Genomic DNA, 15,960 nt, shown 5'->3' with positions numbered 1-15,960 from the left:
ATTTTTTAGTTACATAACATCCTCACAATTTTATAAAAAACAAAAATTTCCTTTCTCTATCTTACTTTTTTTACAACTTGCAAAATAAAACAAAGTTTTCCCCCTTTAAAAAATCTAATTAAAACCCTATTAATAAATAAGATGTAATGCCACGGATAGAAGGAGTTCTCACGTGAAAAAGGTTGTTAAAGCTAAAAATTTGATTGCGTTTCGTATTTGGTTAGAAAAGTTAGGGTATTCAGTTAAAAATCTTGCTGATGGGAAAGGTTTTACTTTTAGTTTTAAAAAAGAATATGGTTTAGTGACCTGTGATTTAGCAGGAAATTCATTAGCGATGCAATTAGGTGAAGAGTTTGAGGATCACTTAAAAGCTTAATTTTACGACTTAATTTAATTACTATGTTTTTTTGAAAAAGACATGAATCTTGCAGAACTTTTAAATGGCTTATTTAAAATATAATTTTAGATATTAAACAAAAAATCTGTAGCGGGGCTACTCTCCCAAATTGCCCTTAGCTACAGATTTTTTTATAAAATTACTCTGCTTTAGGGTTCTTTAATGCTTTATCTAAAAGATCTTTATCTAAAGCCTTATCCCATCTTGCAACAACAATTGTTGCACAAGCATTACCTACTAAGTTTGTTAATGCACGACATTCAGACATAAAACGATCAATACCAAGAATTAATGCCATACCTGCAACAGGAACAGCTGGTACAACCGATAAAGTTGCAGCCAGAGTAATAAAGCCTGCACCAGTCACCCCTGCTGCACCTTTAGAACTTACCATCGCAACAAGAAGCAATGCAATTTGTTCACTAATTGATAAGTCTACGTTACACGCTTGCGCAATAAACAGAGCGGCCATAGTCATGTAGATATTTGTACCATCTAAGTTAAATGAATAACCTGTTGGAATTACCAAACCGACTACCGATTTTTCACAACCTGCTTTTTGCATTTTATCCATTAAAGATGGTAAAGCTGCTTCAGAAGAACTTGTTCCTAAAACCAACCAAAGTTCATCTTTGATATAACGGATTAAATGAATAATTGAGAAGCCGTTGTAACGCGCTACTGCCCCTAAGATCACTATGACAAATAGTACCGCTGTAATATAGAACGTCATAATTAATAATAATAAATTACCAATTGATTCGATTCCATACGCACCGATGGTAAAAGCCATTGCACCAAAAGCACCGATTGGAGCTAGCTTCATTAACATACCAACCAGATAGAAAACTGGAGCCGTTAAGTTATTTAAGAAATCTGTAATTGGACGCGCACGGTCACCCAATGCAGCTAAAGAAATACCAAATAACACCGCTACAAATAGAACCTGCAAAATTTCGCCACCTGCCAGAGGGCTGACTAGTGTTTGCGGGATAATATTCATGAAAAAGTCGGTAATATTTGTTGCGTGCGCCTTTTCAACGTAAGTATTTACTTTATCGTTCACTAAGGTAGCAGGGTCAATATTAAGACCTTTACCCGGTTGGATAATATTTGCCACAATCATACCAACCACAAGAGCCAAGCTTGAGAAGGTAAGGAAATAAAGCATCGCTTTACCAGTTACACGGCCAACTCGGCTCATGTTTGTCATACTGGCAATGCCTGTCACAACAGTTAAAAAGATTACGGGAGCAATAATCATTTTAACAATCTTGATGAATGCATCACCAAGTGGTTTTAAACTTTCGCCAAGTTCTGGGTAAAAATGACCTATTAAAATGCCCAAAATAATTGCAAAGATGACCTGTACATACAAAATTTGGTGAAACTTCTGTTTTTTCTGTACTGTTTCTTGGTCAAGGGTATTGAAATCCATTATCTAAATACCTTTTCGATGGGGATAAAAAAATAAATATAAAGCGTGCACCACAAGCTGCTTTATCAAGGAAAAGCCATTGTAAAGAATAAAAAACGGCCTGTGTTATAAATTTAAAAAATGTTAAATCCAATAGTCATGCAATAAATTATATAAAATCATTATAATTTTTCTGTTTTCAAACATAGAAAAATAAATAAAATACTTACTAAGTTATTATTTAAATTCTATATTTCAATAAAATTAAGCATAAAAATAGCTATCTAGGCTTAATTAGATCAAATAAGCTCACCATTTATTAAATAAATGATTTTATAAAAAACATGTAAATTGTAAATTATGAAAATTTAATTTAAAAATAATAAGAAATATTGATATATAAATTTATAACGACAGAAGAAATTATCTATTTCGATCAATATTCTGCTCAAATAATTCTTTTCATTTAAATGACATCAGCATGTGCTTTAAATAAACGTGCCAATAAAGTTTGCACGTAATCTAAGCCTAATGCTCGATCGGTGAATAAAATTCTGAACAGCATAGGTGCAATCACAGCTTCGATAATTTCCTGATTGTCGATGGTTAATTCATTACGTGATTTCGCTCTGGCTTGAATAATGTCAAGTTGTTGAATAATTAAAGTTTCGCATTTTCGAGCGTTGGAAGAATCGTTTGTATGTAGCACATCACGTAGCAATGTTTGCCCTACTTCAGAAGAGTACTCCTCGAAATATTGTTCAATCCATGCAGTAACATCAAGCTGAAATGAACCTAAATCTTTCGGTTCCATATCTGGCTTCAGTTCATTTAAGGCTACATCTGAAAATAGCTGATTGATATCACCCCAACGGCGGTAAATAGTTGAAGGTGTTACTCCTGCTTTTTGAGCAATCATAGGGATAGTAATTTGGCTTTGCTCCAAATTTTTTTGTAGTCCTTTTACTGCTTGATGTACCGCAGTTTGAATTCTTTCACTACGACCACCTGGACGTAACCCAGTAACAACTTTTGCCATTAATCAGCTCTACTTCAAGAAGAAACAATTAAAATATTATTTGTATATACAAAATACACTAAAGCTAATGATTTGCTTTAGTGTAAAAATAATGTATAAAAGCTAAATATTCGCTTTAATGTTATTCATCTTATATGAACAATTCAAGTTCAAAACGGTCTGGATCAGTTTTTCAGTTAGATCCAAAAGTGGCGTTGACCTTAAATACAATCACGCTCATGACCTTTATGGCGGCGTCTAGTGCCCCTACACCTCTATATCGTCTGTATCAGCAGACATGGCAATTTTCGCCTGTTACTCTAACTTTGATTTTTGCGACCTACGCGTTTACCTTACTTGCGTCTCTACTCATTATTGGTTCTTTATCTGATTATATCGGACGTCGGCCTGTCATTATTACAGCAATTTTTCTGCAAATTGCTTCAATGAGCTTTTTTCTTTTTGCCTCAGATGTTTCGATGTTATTTATCGCACGTGGCTTACAAGGTATCGCAACAGGTCTTGCCGTTTCTGCAATTGGAGCTGCAATTTTAGATTTCAGTAAGCATCATGGCTCCTTAATTAATAGTATTGCTCCCATGGTCGGCATGGCAGCAGGTATTTTTATTACATGTCTTATTCTGCAATTTTCGGTTCAACCTTTACATCTGGTTTTTGAACTTTTATGTGTCTTATTTGCTTTTGAACTCATTTTAAGTTTTTTGAATCCTGAAACTGTACGCAAAAGATCAGGTGCTTTCGCTTCATTAAAACCCAACATGGCTATACCTCATCAAGCAAGAAGTGCGTTATTGAGTATTAGCCCTATTAATATTGCGCTTTGGATGGTCAGTGGTTTTTTCTTATCACTTATGCCCTCTTTATTGGCAAAAATTTTTCAAACATCTTCAGCTTGGCTAAACGGTGTTATGTTTATGGCGCTCGCCCTTTCAGGTGCAGTAGGGATTCTGACTCTTAGAAAATCTACCAACTTTCGTATTTTGCTCACGGGTACCTTATCCATCATCATTGGGGCAACCGTTTTATTTCTAGCGATTAATTTTACCAGTGCTGTAATTTTACTCTTAGGTTCTATTATTACTGGGGTAGGTTTTGGTACAGCTTTTATGGGTGCAATTCGCACAGTTATGCCTCTAGCTTTACCCGAAGAACGCGCAGGACTCATGGCTGCTTTTTTTGTAGAGAGTTATTTGGCTTTTAGTATTCCAGCAATTTTAGCAGGATACTTTGTGGGTAAAATCGGACTTATGAACAGTGCCAACATTTATATGAGTTTAATTATTGTTCTTGCTCTGATTGCACTTGTGATGATTTTTAAAAATATTAAAAGCAAATAATAATTAAAAAAAGCCTCCATCGAGGCTTTTTTTACTTTACTGATCACGCCAAGGTTTCAAAAAACGTTTTACATACTTTTTAAAGGGCCAAGTAAACTGTTTTATAAAACTATTTGGGATTTTATAACCCACCGTCCCATATACACTCGCCAAGTGGCTAGGCATATATACACTTTTAAAAATAACATCGTATAGAGGAATAAAAGCGGCATAATTTTTATCAATAGCAGGTTTTTCTGAAGAATGATGCCAATGATGAAATTCTGGCGTTGCGATAATCCAGCGTAAATACGGAAAGCGAAAACGCACATTGGAATGAATGAAAATAGCGTGAAATGAAATAAAGACTAAATAGGCAAAAACAGCCGAAGTATGAAAACCCAACAAGAAAATCGGTAAAGTGGCAATAAAACGTGTCATGAGCACTTCAATGACATGCAATCGTGAAGATGCTAACCAATCCATATATTCAGTCGAATGATGAATCGCGTGAAAGCGCCATAAGAAATTAACCTCATGCATAGCTCGATGTAACCAGTACACCGTAAAATCGACCACAATCAGTAACTCAATAAATTGCAGCCATATCGGCTGAGCTTGTACATAAGGCACAATTGGATTATCAGGTAGATGCGTGATCCAATATTGAATCGGCATAACTGTTAAAAAGCTAAATAATTGAATGCCAATATGGCTGACCATGAAATATTTCATATCGGTCACCCACCCTACTCTTAATATCTTTTGTTCGGGATTTTTAGCAAAAAAGCCTTCAAGCGGAATAAAAATGAACGCTAGAATAAATAAGGTTAGTACAAAATAATCGATACCAGCATAAAACGGTACACTTGGTAAAACGGGTGCTTTAATTACACCACAACCTAAAACTGCTGCTACAAGTGAAAAACATAGTCCGTAAAATCCATATCTGTTTTGACGAACAATTGCACTAAATGCGCCAAAACCTGCGCTAATAATAATGCCTGTGATCAGCCCATAATAAAAAATATTATAGTGTTTTGCGTAAAGAGGACGGAGTTCTGGAGTCGTTAATACACTGGGAAATAAAAAACATAATGCACCAAATAGACAAAGTAAGCTGAGTGACATGGAAATAAAGGCGCTGATTTTCCCTAAACCTGCGTTAAGTTCTAAATTTTCAAATTTTGCTCTTAATTGATCGGTCATAATTCATATAAAGTTCTTATTGTGTATAACGCGAATGCTATCAAAATTTAATATTAAATTGGAAAAAGAACCAGATTTAACTCAGACTAAAAATAGATAGATAAAGAAAACTAACTAATTTACTAAAGTTCAGGCAAATTAGTTAGTTATTTTAAATTATTTATCTCATATTGTTTAAATAAGATAAAAATAATGAAGTCTTAAAATGAGATTTAGATTATTTATTTTTTATATGGAGTCTCATAAGTCGTCTCCGCAACTGGTGAAACACGCCAAATCGTATTGCCTACATCATCTGCAACTAATACGGCACCTGAAAAATCAATGGCTACACCCACAGGACGACCATAGGCTTTGCCTTTATCACTCAGGAATCCGGTCAAGATATCTTGTGGTGGACCAGACGGTTGACCACTTCTAAATGGTACAAAAACGACTTTATAACCACTGTGAGGCTTACGGTTCCAAGAACCATGCTGACCGATCAATGCGCCTCCTCTAAATTGTGGCATGAGTTCAGCTGTGTAAAATGCAAGGCCTAATGAAGCCGTATGGTTACCAAGTGCATAATCAGGTTTAATTGCACGAGCAACCATTTCCGAATTTTGTGGTTTTACTCGCACATCTACATGTTGACCATAATAGCTATATGGCCATCCATAAAAACCACCGTCTTGGACTGACGTCATATAGTCAGGTACTAAGTCACTACCAATTTCATCGCGCTCATTAACAACGGTCCAGAGTTTTCCACTTTGCGGTTGCCAAGCCATACCATTTGGATTACGCAGTCCTGTTGCAAATGGGCGTGATTGACCACTCGCAATATCAAACTCTGTAATTTGTGCACGACCTTTTTCTTGATCTAGACCATTTTCAGCAACGTTACTGTTAGAACCAGCGGTAATGTACAACTTTGTTCCTGCTGGGTTAGCAATGACATTTTTGGTCCAATGATGATTTAAAGGGCCGCCCGGTAAATCTAATACTTTGGTTCCACTTACTGTAATTTGAGTTTCACCTTCTTGATAAGGGAAACGCACCAGTGCGTCCGTATTGGCGATATATAAGTTATTACCTACTAATGCCATACCAAATGGTGAATTTAAGTTTTTAAGAAATACTGTTTTCTGGTCAGCAACTCCGTCTCCATTGGTATCACGAAGTAGGCTAATACGGTTTGCGCTTGGATGAGATGAACCTGCTCGCTTCATCACAAAAGACATAATCTTACCTTTAATGCCTTTGCTGTCTTCTGGTTTAGGCGGCGCATCTGTTTCAGCAACTAATACATCGCCATTTGGTAAAACATAAAGCCAACGCGGGTGCTCAAGTCCTTTTGCAAATGCTTTTACCTTTAAACCTTCCGCTGGGGTTGGCATAACCCCACTTGGCCAGCCTTTTGCAGGTGCAATATTAACGGTCGGAAATAAACTTGATTTAGGTTCAGGTAACTTTGGATCTGGACCATAACTCTCAGTAATTGGATATTGCGAGGATGAAGCGCATCCAGCTAATGTAATTAAAACCGTAGTGCCTAAAACTGGCAGTAAAAAAAATTTAGTCATGATTTATCACCATTTATTTTTTGTCGTCTTGGAAATAGCGTAATTTATGTTTGCAATTAAACAAGCAACTTTAATGGAGTCTTTTGTTTATCGCTTGCAAAAAACTTTCTTTATCTTTTGGCGAAATCATCACTGATGTGACTTCTCCATTTTTCATATAATAAATTTTGAGTCGATCTAATGAGAGCGCTGGAGATGAAAGTGGATTATGAGTATGTTCTATTTGAGTAATATCATTAATATCAATTTTCCAACGGAACACCAAGCTCTTAATGATTAATGTGTTGTTTTCTACTACATAATAAGTGTTAAAAATTGGAAGCCAAATGATAAGAATAATTAAACTATAAAAAATGAGATGCGGAAAATTTGAAGCTAAAGAATAGTTATGATTTGCTTCATAAATTTTCATAACAATGATGGCAGTAGTAACAATAAATATTAATAAAAGCCACCAATCAATTTTTGATCTAAATTTCAAAAGTTATCCTCCATTCTAAAATTTCATTCATAACGGGTCTTTCTATAATTTTTTTAAGAAAATAATTGAACTAAAAATTAGCTTTAAATATTAATGAAACAAAATCTCGATCATCTATCGTGCTAAATTCATTAGAACCAAAAAAGTTATTATAGGCAATCTCAGTTGTATATTTTTGCTGATAATTAAGAGATAACGCCGCACTTACACTCATTTGTCCTTCTTGAAAGTTTTGGCTGTATCCATAAACATCATGTCTAAAACTAAGACTTGGAGTGATAACGGTAGAAGGTAAAATATCTTGATAATTTAGTGCACCACGTAATCGGTATCCAAATGACCATTCATTAAAAAATCCTTTTTTATTACAAAAACGTTCATTTAAGTTATCAATTTCTGCATTGGTAAGATGAGCTGTACCATACGGCGTACATTTAAACTCGCCTGTTTCAGGATTATAAGCCCCTGTTGAAAGCTCACTACGGCCAAATGCTCCTGTCCGGCCAAACCGATGATTACCAATATCTGCAATATGATTTAAAGCAAACTCTGTAGACCATGTCATCGAATTTGCGCCCCCAATATTAAATATGCTGTCAGTTGCTCCGACGGAAAATTGTGTGACAGGTAAGCGTACATAACCTTGAATATATTGGCCTAATTCAACAGTTTTTCCCGGGGGAGCAAATGGTGTCCCTTCCGATAGCACTTGAGCATAGACAATATCTGTGCCGTTTAATTGCAAAGGTTGATTAGGCTTGTGGGTTAATTCACTAAAAACCATCGTTGTGCCAACTTTACCAGTCAGACTTAATCCAAACATTTTGATATTTTCAGGATAAATAGAAAAATAACTTGCGGTATTAAAGTGCTCTGGCCCGCGCGCTATTACTGCCGTTCCATCAAAGTTCGCATTACGGCTATGGAAGTTGGCATAGTAAATACCTAACTCAGCATTATTTAAACTTGGTAATGTCTGTTTTAAAGCAATACCATATTGGCCGTTATCCTTTGCTTTTCTACTTTCTGCGCGTGGAATATAGGTACGTAAACGAATTGCGGTATCTGATAATTTATCTCCCCCTCCAGCAATCAGAACTGGACCTGCGTTTTCAGGCACAAAGTCTGAAATCTCAAAGAAAGTTCCACTACCATCAACAACTGAAGGTCTAAATTTAAATTGATAGAACCCTTCTATTTTCAAATTTTTATTAATGCTTGTGTCGAATGAAAACATTTCGGTTGGAATGATTCTTTCTTTTGCATCACCACCCGGTCGGTTGATTGCAGCAAAATCAAATGCACTTACTGAATTTAACCCGTTTTGGAAAAACTGAGATTTCCCCCAATTTAATGTTTGTTTGCCTAGTTTTAAATTTATGCTTTTTCCATCGCCTAGTTCAAAATCTTTCCATATATAGGCATTCCATAAATCAATACCTTTGAACTTTGCGAGCCTTGGCCACGCTGAATCATTAAAAGTTTTAAAGTCTCCTTGTCCTGTCTCATAGGCATGGTCATACCAATATTTAGTGCTAATGACCGCACCCTGCTGTTTTCCATTTAGCTTAACTTCAGTTATGCCTCTGATAATCTGTGAAATGGCATCATATTTACTAAAATTCATACGTCCATCATCACCATTCACATCAATGCTAGCGCCTTGTTTCCCTATTTTGTTTGCGTCGGGACGGTAAAGTAATGAAACGGATGGGTCTTGTGTACTCCAACTCGCACCTAGGCTTAATGTGGTTTTTGTCTCGAACTTCCAGTCTTTATCAATATCAAAACTAGCTGCGTTCGCTTTAGACATGAATAAAATTAGGCTGAATGAAACACCTATTTTTTGAATATATAAAACGTGATTATTTCTTTGATTTAAATATAGGTAATGACCCATCATATTATCTTCCTATAAATATGATTTTTCTTATTTATTGCTTATTACTCAAAGCCATCCTTTGGCTTTTAAATGGTTTACACAAGCAGGTATTTTTAACTAGGCAGGTTGTTCAACCTGATCTAACTGTTGAATAAATTGTTCAGCTAAAGGCCAATAGCCAAAGCCAGATGCAGGATTTAAATGTCCCACATCACCCAAATTTACGAGTTGACTGCCCCACTTTTCTGCCATTTCATTTACAGCTTCATAACGAGCTAAATGGTCATTGGTGCTTGCAACCAAAATGCTGGGAAAAGGTAATGTTTGATCTGGTAAAGGACTCCATCCTTCTTGATGAAGTGCAGTTGGGCTTGGATAATTTTCTGGCCAGCTTTGGTTTAAGTCAGGTGGAGCCACAAGTAAAGCGCCCTGAATTGCTCGTTGGTATTTTGCAGCCCAGTGTAGTGTCATCAGCACGCCTGCACTGTGAGCAACCAAAATGACAGGTCCTTGTATTTGTTCGAGTTGTGTCTGAATAGCAGCAACTCTATTTTCACAATTGAGTTTATTAATTTGCACAGGTGGTACAGAGTGAACCTTTACTAGCTTTGTTTCCAAGATTGTTTGCCAATGCTCGGGAACATGATCGCGTAAGCCCGGAATAATTAAAATTGTTGCGTTGGTTTGTATTTTTTCCATTTCGACGCCTGTGAATTTTGCCATCTAGGATGCCTAAGAATTTTTATAAAACTCCATTCACAATAAAGACTCATTTCAGTTAGTGGTGTACATAAGACGTCACGGACTTTTCATTTGATGACACATATTTTTAAAATTTAGTAAATTAATTAAAATAGTTTCTGTAATTACAAATAAACCAAAAGAACAGATTTAAAATTGATTCGACATCACGATTGGGCTCTTAAATAAAAGCTTTTGTAATGTAGATATTTTAGTTATAACTAGATATGAGCTGTAAGGAATATGGCTGATTAAGAACAGGAGATAATAAAATGGTGCCTCTTGCGCATACCGCCTCTTTAAAAAATTATTTGGCAGTTGCTCAGCAATTAGATCTAAATCCCTACCATTTATTATCACGTGTTGGGCTTAGCCAAATTCAATTGAATGATCTTAAACAACGTATTCCTGTAGATAAAGCCATTACCTTGCTTGAAGACTCAGCCCAGATGAGTAATTGTGATGTTTTCGGTTTACATATGGCAGAGCAACGTGAAATCGCGGATTTTGGTGAACTGAGCTTATTATTAAGTTACCAATATACTTTGAGAGAAGCACTACAAACGATTGTTCGTTATAGAAATTTACTCAATAACTCACTTGAAATATATATAGAAGAAATTGACGATACGGTTGTTATTCGAGAGGAAGTGGTAACCACAACTTGTGGGTATAGCCGCCAAGCCACAGAACTTGCTTTAGGAATCACCCACCGTTTTTGTGCAGCGCTCATGATGCAAAAATGGCGGCCATTAAGTGTACATTTCACTCATAACCCACCGAGTGATTTAACTTTGCATCGGCGGATTTTCGGCTGTGCACTAGAGTTTGGTAGTGACTTTAATGGCATTGTTTGTACAGCGGCTGAACTTGATACAACCAACCCTCAAGCAAATCTGGCTATGGCCAACCATGCACAGCGTTATTTAGATATTTTGCAGAATAGTAATGAATCGACCATGATTTTTGATATTCGAAAAAGTATTTATCTTCTTTTGCCAATGGGCCGCGCTACAATTGATCAAGTCGCTCAAACACATGGGATTCATGTTCGGACCTTACAGCGCCGATTAGAAGAAGCTCAAACGAGTTTTAGTGATTTAATCAATGAAGTACGCAAAGACCTCGTATTTCGTTATTTAAAAAATCTAAATTATTCACTTGCTCAGGTGTCTGATATTTTAGGTTACTCAATGCCGAGTTCTTTTACTCGTTGGTTCATTAGTCAATTTGGTATGTCACCGAACATGTGGCGTAGTCACAATAAAGCCCTGCTCAATTAATTTCTCTTTATTTGATGCCAAATGAAATCATTTAGAATATAAGGAAGTTATGGGATAACCACTTCAGAACTTCCTTAAGAATTTAATTTTTAAAATTAAAACCACAAGCGCATAAGCCCAAGAACCAATACCACTAAAAAGATACTTTCGCCAATCATTAGAAGAATCGGTTTAATTCCAACAGATGTTAATTCTTTTAACTGAGTTTTCATTCCTAAAGCACTAATTGCAATGACTAAAAACCAGCGTGATAAATCATTAATTCCATTTTGTACCATCATGGGCACCCATCCTGTACTGTTAATACAAGCGAGAATTAAAAAGCCAACAGCAAACCATGGCAATAATGGTGGTCGTTCTCCCGTTGAATCTGCACCTTGCATGCGGGTAATCATGGCTGCACAAACAATTACTGGAAGCAACATTGCTACACGCATAAGTTTAACTACAGTGGCTGTATCACCTGTTTCAGTAGACATGCTATAACCAGCTCCCACCACTTGCGCTACATCATGAATGGTAGCTCCGAGAAAGACACCGGCAGCCTGTGGCGATAGATCTAACCACTTCGCAATCATTGGATAAACAATCATTGCTAATGTTGAAAGTGCAGAGACCCCAATGACAGTAAACAAGGTCGCTTTTTCTTTTTGGGGATGATTCGGAAAAGCAGCCGATAGTGCCAATGCAGCTGAAGCACCACAAATTGCTGTTGATCCACCAGTGAGCATGCCAAATAGTTTTTGGAAACCTAAAATTTTAGCTGCAATCACTGAAACGGCGATTGTGACAATAACCAGAGTTATGACTAAGGCTACAGGCTGCCATCCTAGTGCAGTGATTTGTCCTAAAGTTATACGCATGCCGAGTAACGCGATGCCTATTCGGAGTACGTTACGTGCAGTAAATTCGATACCTACCTTACATTTACTTTCAGCCGCTAAAAAATTTAGGCTCATACCGAGTAACAGTGCAAACAACATCACTGGCGCACCATAGTGCTCTGATAAAAAACAGGCAGCCGCAGCAACGACCGAACTGACCACAAAGCCTGGTGCTAATTCTTTTGTACGCTGGGAAAAATTTTTCAAAACTAAACTACTCATGATTTTCCCCACAGCCCATCACAATAAATACCTTGTCCTCAATCACTTCTACTGGATAGGTTGCAACTTTGAGCTGAGAAGAATTAACTAAACAGCCATTTGTTAAATCAAAGCGTAGACCATGGGCACAGCACTGAATCACTCGTCCTTCTAGACGTCCACTAAATAGCGACGCACCCTGATGAGGACAACTGTCATCGATTGCATAAAATTGAGCTGCAACGTTAAATAGTGCGAGATTTTTATCTCCAATTTTTAAAAAAGCTCGCTCACCTGAATTTGGAATTTTTTCAAAAGGCACTTCAAATCGATTGGTCATATCAACGCTCCTTGTGCCACTATTGCCTCTTGCATCGCTTGATAAAGTACATCTGCTGATTGCGCGCCCACTAAGGCTGAAGCCCGATCAAAAATAAAATAAGGCACGCCATTACCTCCTGTACTTGCAGAGATAAAATCTTGATGATCTTGAATCAGTAAATCTTTGATCATTTCACGCGGGAAACCACAGCGTTTGGCGATTTTGTATAAAGTGGTGGTATTTCCGATGTCTAAGCCATCATAAAAATATGCAGCAAAGAGTTGTTCTAACAACACATTGCACTGCTCAGGAGTTCCTATCTTTAAAGCTTTATCAAATAAGCGATGAGCTTTGGCCGTATTTGGCATTCGTTTAATTTGCTCAAAATCGATCTTGAGCCCAACTTTATTTGCAGCTTTATTGACTTGTTCCTGTCTCATGCGAACTGCTGTCAAGCTACCTAACCGTTTCAAATAAAACGTTTGAAACGGTACACCTTCAACAGCTAAGTCGGGTATGAGCTGAACACCTCGCCAGTGTACGACCACTTTGACTTTGGGGTGAAGCTGATAAAATCTATTTATAGCGATCAGTAACTGACGTTTGCCGATCAAACACCAAGGACAAATAAAGTCAAAAAATACATCAATATGTAATTGCCGAATCATCATTTGTTATTCATCCCGCATTTTTGTATTTGGTTACCTAAATGATTTTTAAGCTCAGTTATTCCTTGCTGCTCAAAGCGTGCAATATCTTTGTGATAATGGCGTTTGGCATAAAAAAATACGGCTGCAGCTGCAATACTGACCAATGGCATGAGTTGAAATGCACTATGTAATCCAATCACATCAGATACTTTGCCAACGACTAAAGGACCAAGAGCTAAACCAAGAAAATTGTTAGCAAGAGTAAGGGTTGCAAACGCAGAGCCATGAACTGAGTTGTGTGTAAGATTGGCTACCATGGCACTAGATGGCCCATTTGTTCCTAGGGCAATAAACATTCCGAGGCAGATGAGAAGTAACTGGTTACGTCCCGCAGGCATAGCAAAAGCAATTAATAAAAGAACACAACCGAGCAAGCAGTATGTAATTGCTAAACTGACCTTACGATCTGGACAGTTACGGCCCAAATAATCACACAACATGCCGCATAGAATTGTGCCTACTGCACTACATAGCAAAATGACCGCTGCCATTACGCCTGCCTTGTCGGTACTCATGCCGTAATAGCGATTGAGATAACTCGGTATCCAGACAATCACTGTGCCACCAACAAATAATTGCAGACCACTACCAATATAAGTGGCAATGACTGAACGACTTGAATATAAAGTTTTTAAAGGGCTTTTAATGTGCTGGGCTTTACTACGAATTTTATTTTGAGGTGCTGCGTTTATTCTGTTTTCTTTCACTAAAATTGGATATAGAAAAGCCAAAATGAGACCAAACAAAGCAATGGCGCCAAAAGCCCAACGCCAACCGAAATACTGTGCGAGTACACCACCTAAAGCCACACCCAAAAACGAGCCAAATACGCCACCCGCCATAAAAGCACTGGCGAGTGTTGCACGCATTTCTCTTGGAAAAACAGCCACAACCACGGCGATTCCAACGCTGCCATAAGCTGCTTCACCCACACCAACCATAAAACGAGCAATAAACATTTGCTCATAATTTTCAGCCAGTGCACATCCTAAAGTCGCCAAACTCCATAACGTCGCCATAATGGCCAAGCTTTTCACTCGCCCAAAACGGTCTGCCAATAAAGATAACGGCAGAGTCAATAAACCCACCATTAAAGCGACAATGCCACTGAGTAAACCTAGCTGACTGTCGCTGAGTAACCATTCATTTTTAAGTAAAGGAAAAACTGCGTTTAAGACTTGTCGTGACATGTAATCTGAAATGAGCAAACCGAATGTCAAAGCAAAAACAAGCCATGCATAACGACGAGGTATACTGATTGACGTATCAACATCGCTCATCTGATCTGAATACTGATGTGCATTCATACGACCTCCTTGTATTTTTTATAATTTCTATTTAGCTAGTGCAGCATCGCACTTTTAAAATCAAAGCGAATCAGCTGCACTACAATTGAGGTCTAAATTCCGTTAGACCTTGTCACATTAATGACGCTGTGGAACGCCCTTTTGCCCTGGTTTACGGTTAGGTGCCATACCATTTGCGATTAGGGTTTCTTCAATACTGTTGTATTGAACCCCAATACGATAAATTTCACGGGCTTCTTTTCCTGAGGCAATTTCACGGCCTAGTTCATGGGCAATCCGAACGGTTTGTTTAATTTGCTCTACAGATGAAAAACGGCGTCCGTGATGATCAATGATCGTGTCTTCGTTACCCACACGAGCATGTAAACCCATAGCCATCGACATGGTGTTAAAAGGCAATACATTTTTGAGCAGAGATTCTGATGTCAACGTACATCCATCAGGTACGCGATGAATAAAATTAAAGAAATTAAATGGGTTTGGACCATCAAAACCACCACCGATTCCAATCCACGTTAAGTTTAACGGTCCCATGTACAATCCTTTACGCACCATACGTTCTAGCGTCTCAAGACCATGCATACCAGTTAACTGAAAGTGTGGTTGAATATTGTTTTTGCATAACCGCTTGATGTGTTCGGTGACCCATGCAGGTCCTGCAGGCACAGTCATTTCTGCATATGCTGCCTGAGTCGCTGGATGTGCCAATGATGTCCCTTCTAAATATTCTGGATAGAGCAATTCCATAATATTCATTTGTGTAGTGTTAATTGCCACCGTGACCTGATCGGGTTTTGGAGTGAGTTCAGCCAACATATGTCGGGTGTCATCACTTAACCATAGGGCCGCTTCACCTTCACTCTCTGGTGCAAATGAAATCGAACCGCCTACCTGAATAATCATGTCAGGTACAGCTTCACGAACACCTGCGATAAGCTCATTAAATTTTGACAAGCGTTTAGAGCCTTTGCCATCAAGCTCACGGACATGTAAATGCAGCACTGTCGCGCCCGCTTCATAGCACTCAACCGCTTTTTGTATTTGCTCATCCATGGTCACTGGAATATCTTCGGGAAAGTCTTCTGGCATCCATTCGGGTCCATACGGCGCAACCGTGATTACCACTTTTTCCATGTTTTCTGGGTGCAATGAATCGTCAAAGAATTGCATGTGCATCTCCTCATATATTTTTAGAATTTTCAA

15 protein-coding genes are annotated in these 15,960 nt (G+C 37.7%); 3 read left to right on the top strand and 12 right to left on the bottom strand.

Annotated elements, in window-relative coordinates:
• Positions 1-172 precede the first annotated feature (172 nt).
• The gene (locus tag AWW73_RS14040; RefSeq protein ID WP_002119766.1) at positions 173-376 is read left to right on the top strand and encodes a hypothetical protein; all 204 of its coding nucleotides are present in this window, start codon (positions 173-175) and stop codon (positions 374-376) included.
• A 160-nt stretch (positions 377-536) separates the two neighbouring features.
• Here the strand turns inward: AWW73_RS14040 and AWW73_RS14035 are convergent, their stop codons facing one another.
• Together AWW73_RS14035 and AWW73_RS14030 are read right to left on the bottom strand one after the other, a co-directional pair.
• Positions 537-1,835, bottom strand: coding sequence for a dicarboxylate/amino acid:cation symporter (locus tag AWW73_RS14035; RefSeq protein WP_002119617.1), 1,299 nt, complete (start codon positions 1,833-1,835; stop codon positions 537-539).
• 445 nt (positions 1,836-2,280) lie between these two features.
• On the bottom strand, positions 2,281-2,853 hold the full coding sequence (locus tag AWW73_RS14030; protein WP_031948831.1) for a TetR/AcrR family transcriptional regulator: 573 nt from the start codon (positions 2,851-2,853) through the stop codon (positions 2,281-2,283).
• 134 nt (positions 2,854-2,987) lie between these two features.
• Between AWW73_RS14030 and AWW73_RS14025 the strand changes: the two genes are divergently transcribed.
• Complete coding sequence (locus tag AWW73_RS14025) at positions 2,988-4,190, top strand: MFS transporter (RefSeq protein ID WP_031948832.1); 1,203 nt, start codon at positions 2,988-2,990, stop codon at positions 4,188-4,190.
• 36 nt (positions 4,191-4,226) lie between these two features.
• On the opposite strand, the gene AWW73_RS14020 is transcribed toward AWW73_RS14025, so the two are convergent.
• The 5 genes from AWW73_RS14020 to AWW73_RS14000 all read right to left on the bottom strand — a co-directional run bounded on the left by AWW73_RS14020 (position 4,227) and on the right by AWW73_RS14000 (position 10,032).
• On the bottom strand, positions 4,227-5,378 hold the full coding sequence (locus AWW73_RS14020; protein WP_016145844.1) for a sterol desaturase family protein: 1,152 nt from the start codon (positions 5,376-5,378) through the stop codon (positions 4,227-4,229).
• Between the two features lie 221 nt (positions 5,379-5,599).
• On the bottom strand, positions 5,600-6,946 hold the full coding sequence (locus AWW73_RS14015; RefSeq protein WP_062849952.1) for a PQQ-dependent sugar dehydrogenase: 1,347 nt from the start codon (positions 6,944-6,946) through the stop codon (positions 5,600-5,602).
• Positions 6,947-7,016: 70 nt separating this feature from the next.
• Positions 7,017-7,427: a PH domain-containing protein gene (locus AWW73_RS14010; protein ID WP_062849951.1), complete on the bottom strand. Its 411-nt coding sequence runs from the start codon at positions 7,425-7,427 to the stop codon at positions 7,017-7,019.
• Between the two features lie 70 nt (positions 7,428-7,497).
• Entirely contained in the window at positions 7,498-9,327 is a 1,830-nt protein-coding gene (locus AWW73_RS14005; RefSeq protein WP_081409637.1) for a DUF1302 domain-containing protein, read from the bottom strand.
• Between the two features lie 99 nt (positions 9,328-9,426).
• Positions 9,427-10,032: an RBBP9/YdeN family alpha/beta hydrolase gene (locus AWW73_RS14000; protein ID WP_081409630.1), complete on the bottom strand. Its 606-nt coding sequence runs from the start codon at positions 10,030-10,032 to the stop codon at positions 9,427-9,429.
• 290 nt (positions 10,033-10,322) lie between these two features.
• On the opposite strand from AWW73_RS14000, the gene AWW73_RS13995 reads away from it, so the two are divergent.
• Positions 10,323-11,333, top strand: coding sequence for an AraC family transcriptional regulator (locus AWW73_RS13995; protein ID WP_057105352.1), 1,011 nt, complete (start codon positions 10,323-10,325; stop codon positions 11,331-11,333).
• 95 nt (positions 11,334-11,428) lie between these two features.
• On the opposite strand, the gene AWW73_RS13990 is transcribed toward AWW73_RS13995, so the two are convergent.
• The 5 genes from AWW73_RS13990 to AWW73_RS13970 all read right to left on the bottom strand — a co-directional run bounded on the left by AWW73_RS13990 (position 11,429) and on the right by AWW73_RS13970 (position 15,927).
• Positions 11,429-12,439 (bottom strand): YeiH family protein, encoded by a 1,011-nt coding sequence (locus AWW73_RS13990; RefSeq protein ID WP_062849949.1) that lies wholly within the window; start codon positions 12,437-12,439, stop codon positions 11,429-11,431.
• Entirely contained in the window at positions 12,432-12,740 is a 309-nt protein-coding gene (locus AWW73_RS13985; protein ID WP_081409636.1) for a Rieske (2Fe-2S) protein, read from the bottom strand. The genes AWW73_RS13990 and AWW73_RS13985 overlap by 8 nt, the downstream gene beginning before the upstream one ends.
• Before the next feature lie 14 nt (positions 12,741-12,754).
• Positions 12,755-13,411 carry a DsbA family oxidoreductase gene (locus tag AWW73_RS13980; protein WP_062849947.1) on the bottom strand — a complete coding sequence of 219 codons (657 nt, stop codon included), beginning with the start codon at positions 13,409-13,411 and terminating at the stop codon, positions 12,755-12,757.
• Entirely contained in the window at positions 13,408-14,757 is a 1,350-nt protein-coding gene (locus tag AWW73_RS13975) for an MFS transporter (RefSeq protein WP_062849946.1), read from the bottom strand. Before AWW73_RS13975 ends, AWW73_RS13980 begins: the two co-directional genes overlap by 4 nt.
• Positions 14,758-14,874: 117 nt before the next feature.
• On the bottom strand, positions 14,875-15,927 hold the full coding sequence (locus AWW73_RS13970; protein WP_062849945.1) for a beta-keto acid cleavage family enzyme: 1,053 nt from the start codon (positions 15,925-15,927) through the stop codon (positions 14,875-14,877).
• Between the last annotated feature and the right edge of the window lie 33 nt (positions 15,928-15,960).

Origin of the sequence: Acinetobacter lactucae (assembly GCF_001605885.1) — a bacterium.
Taxonomy (GTDB): domain Bacteria; phylum Pseudomonadota; class Gammaproteobacteria; order Pseudomonadales; family Moraxellaceae; genus Acinetobacter; species Acinetobacter lactucae.
The sequence above is the reverse complement of the archived record's forward strand: the minus strand, read 5'-3'. Positions and strand labels throughout refer to the sequence as shown.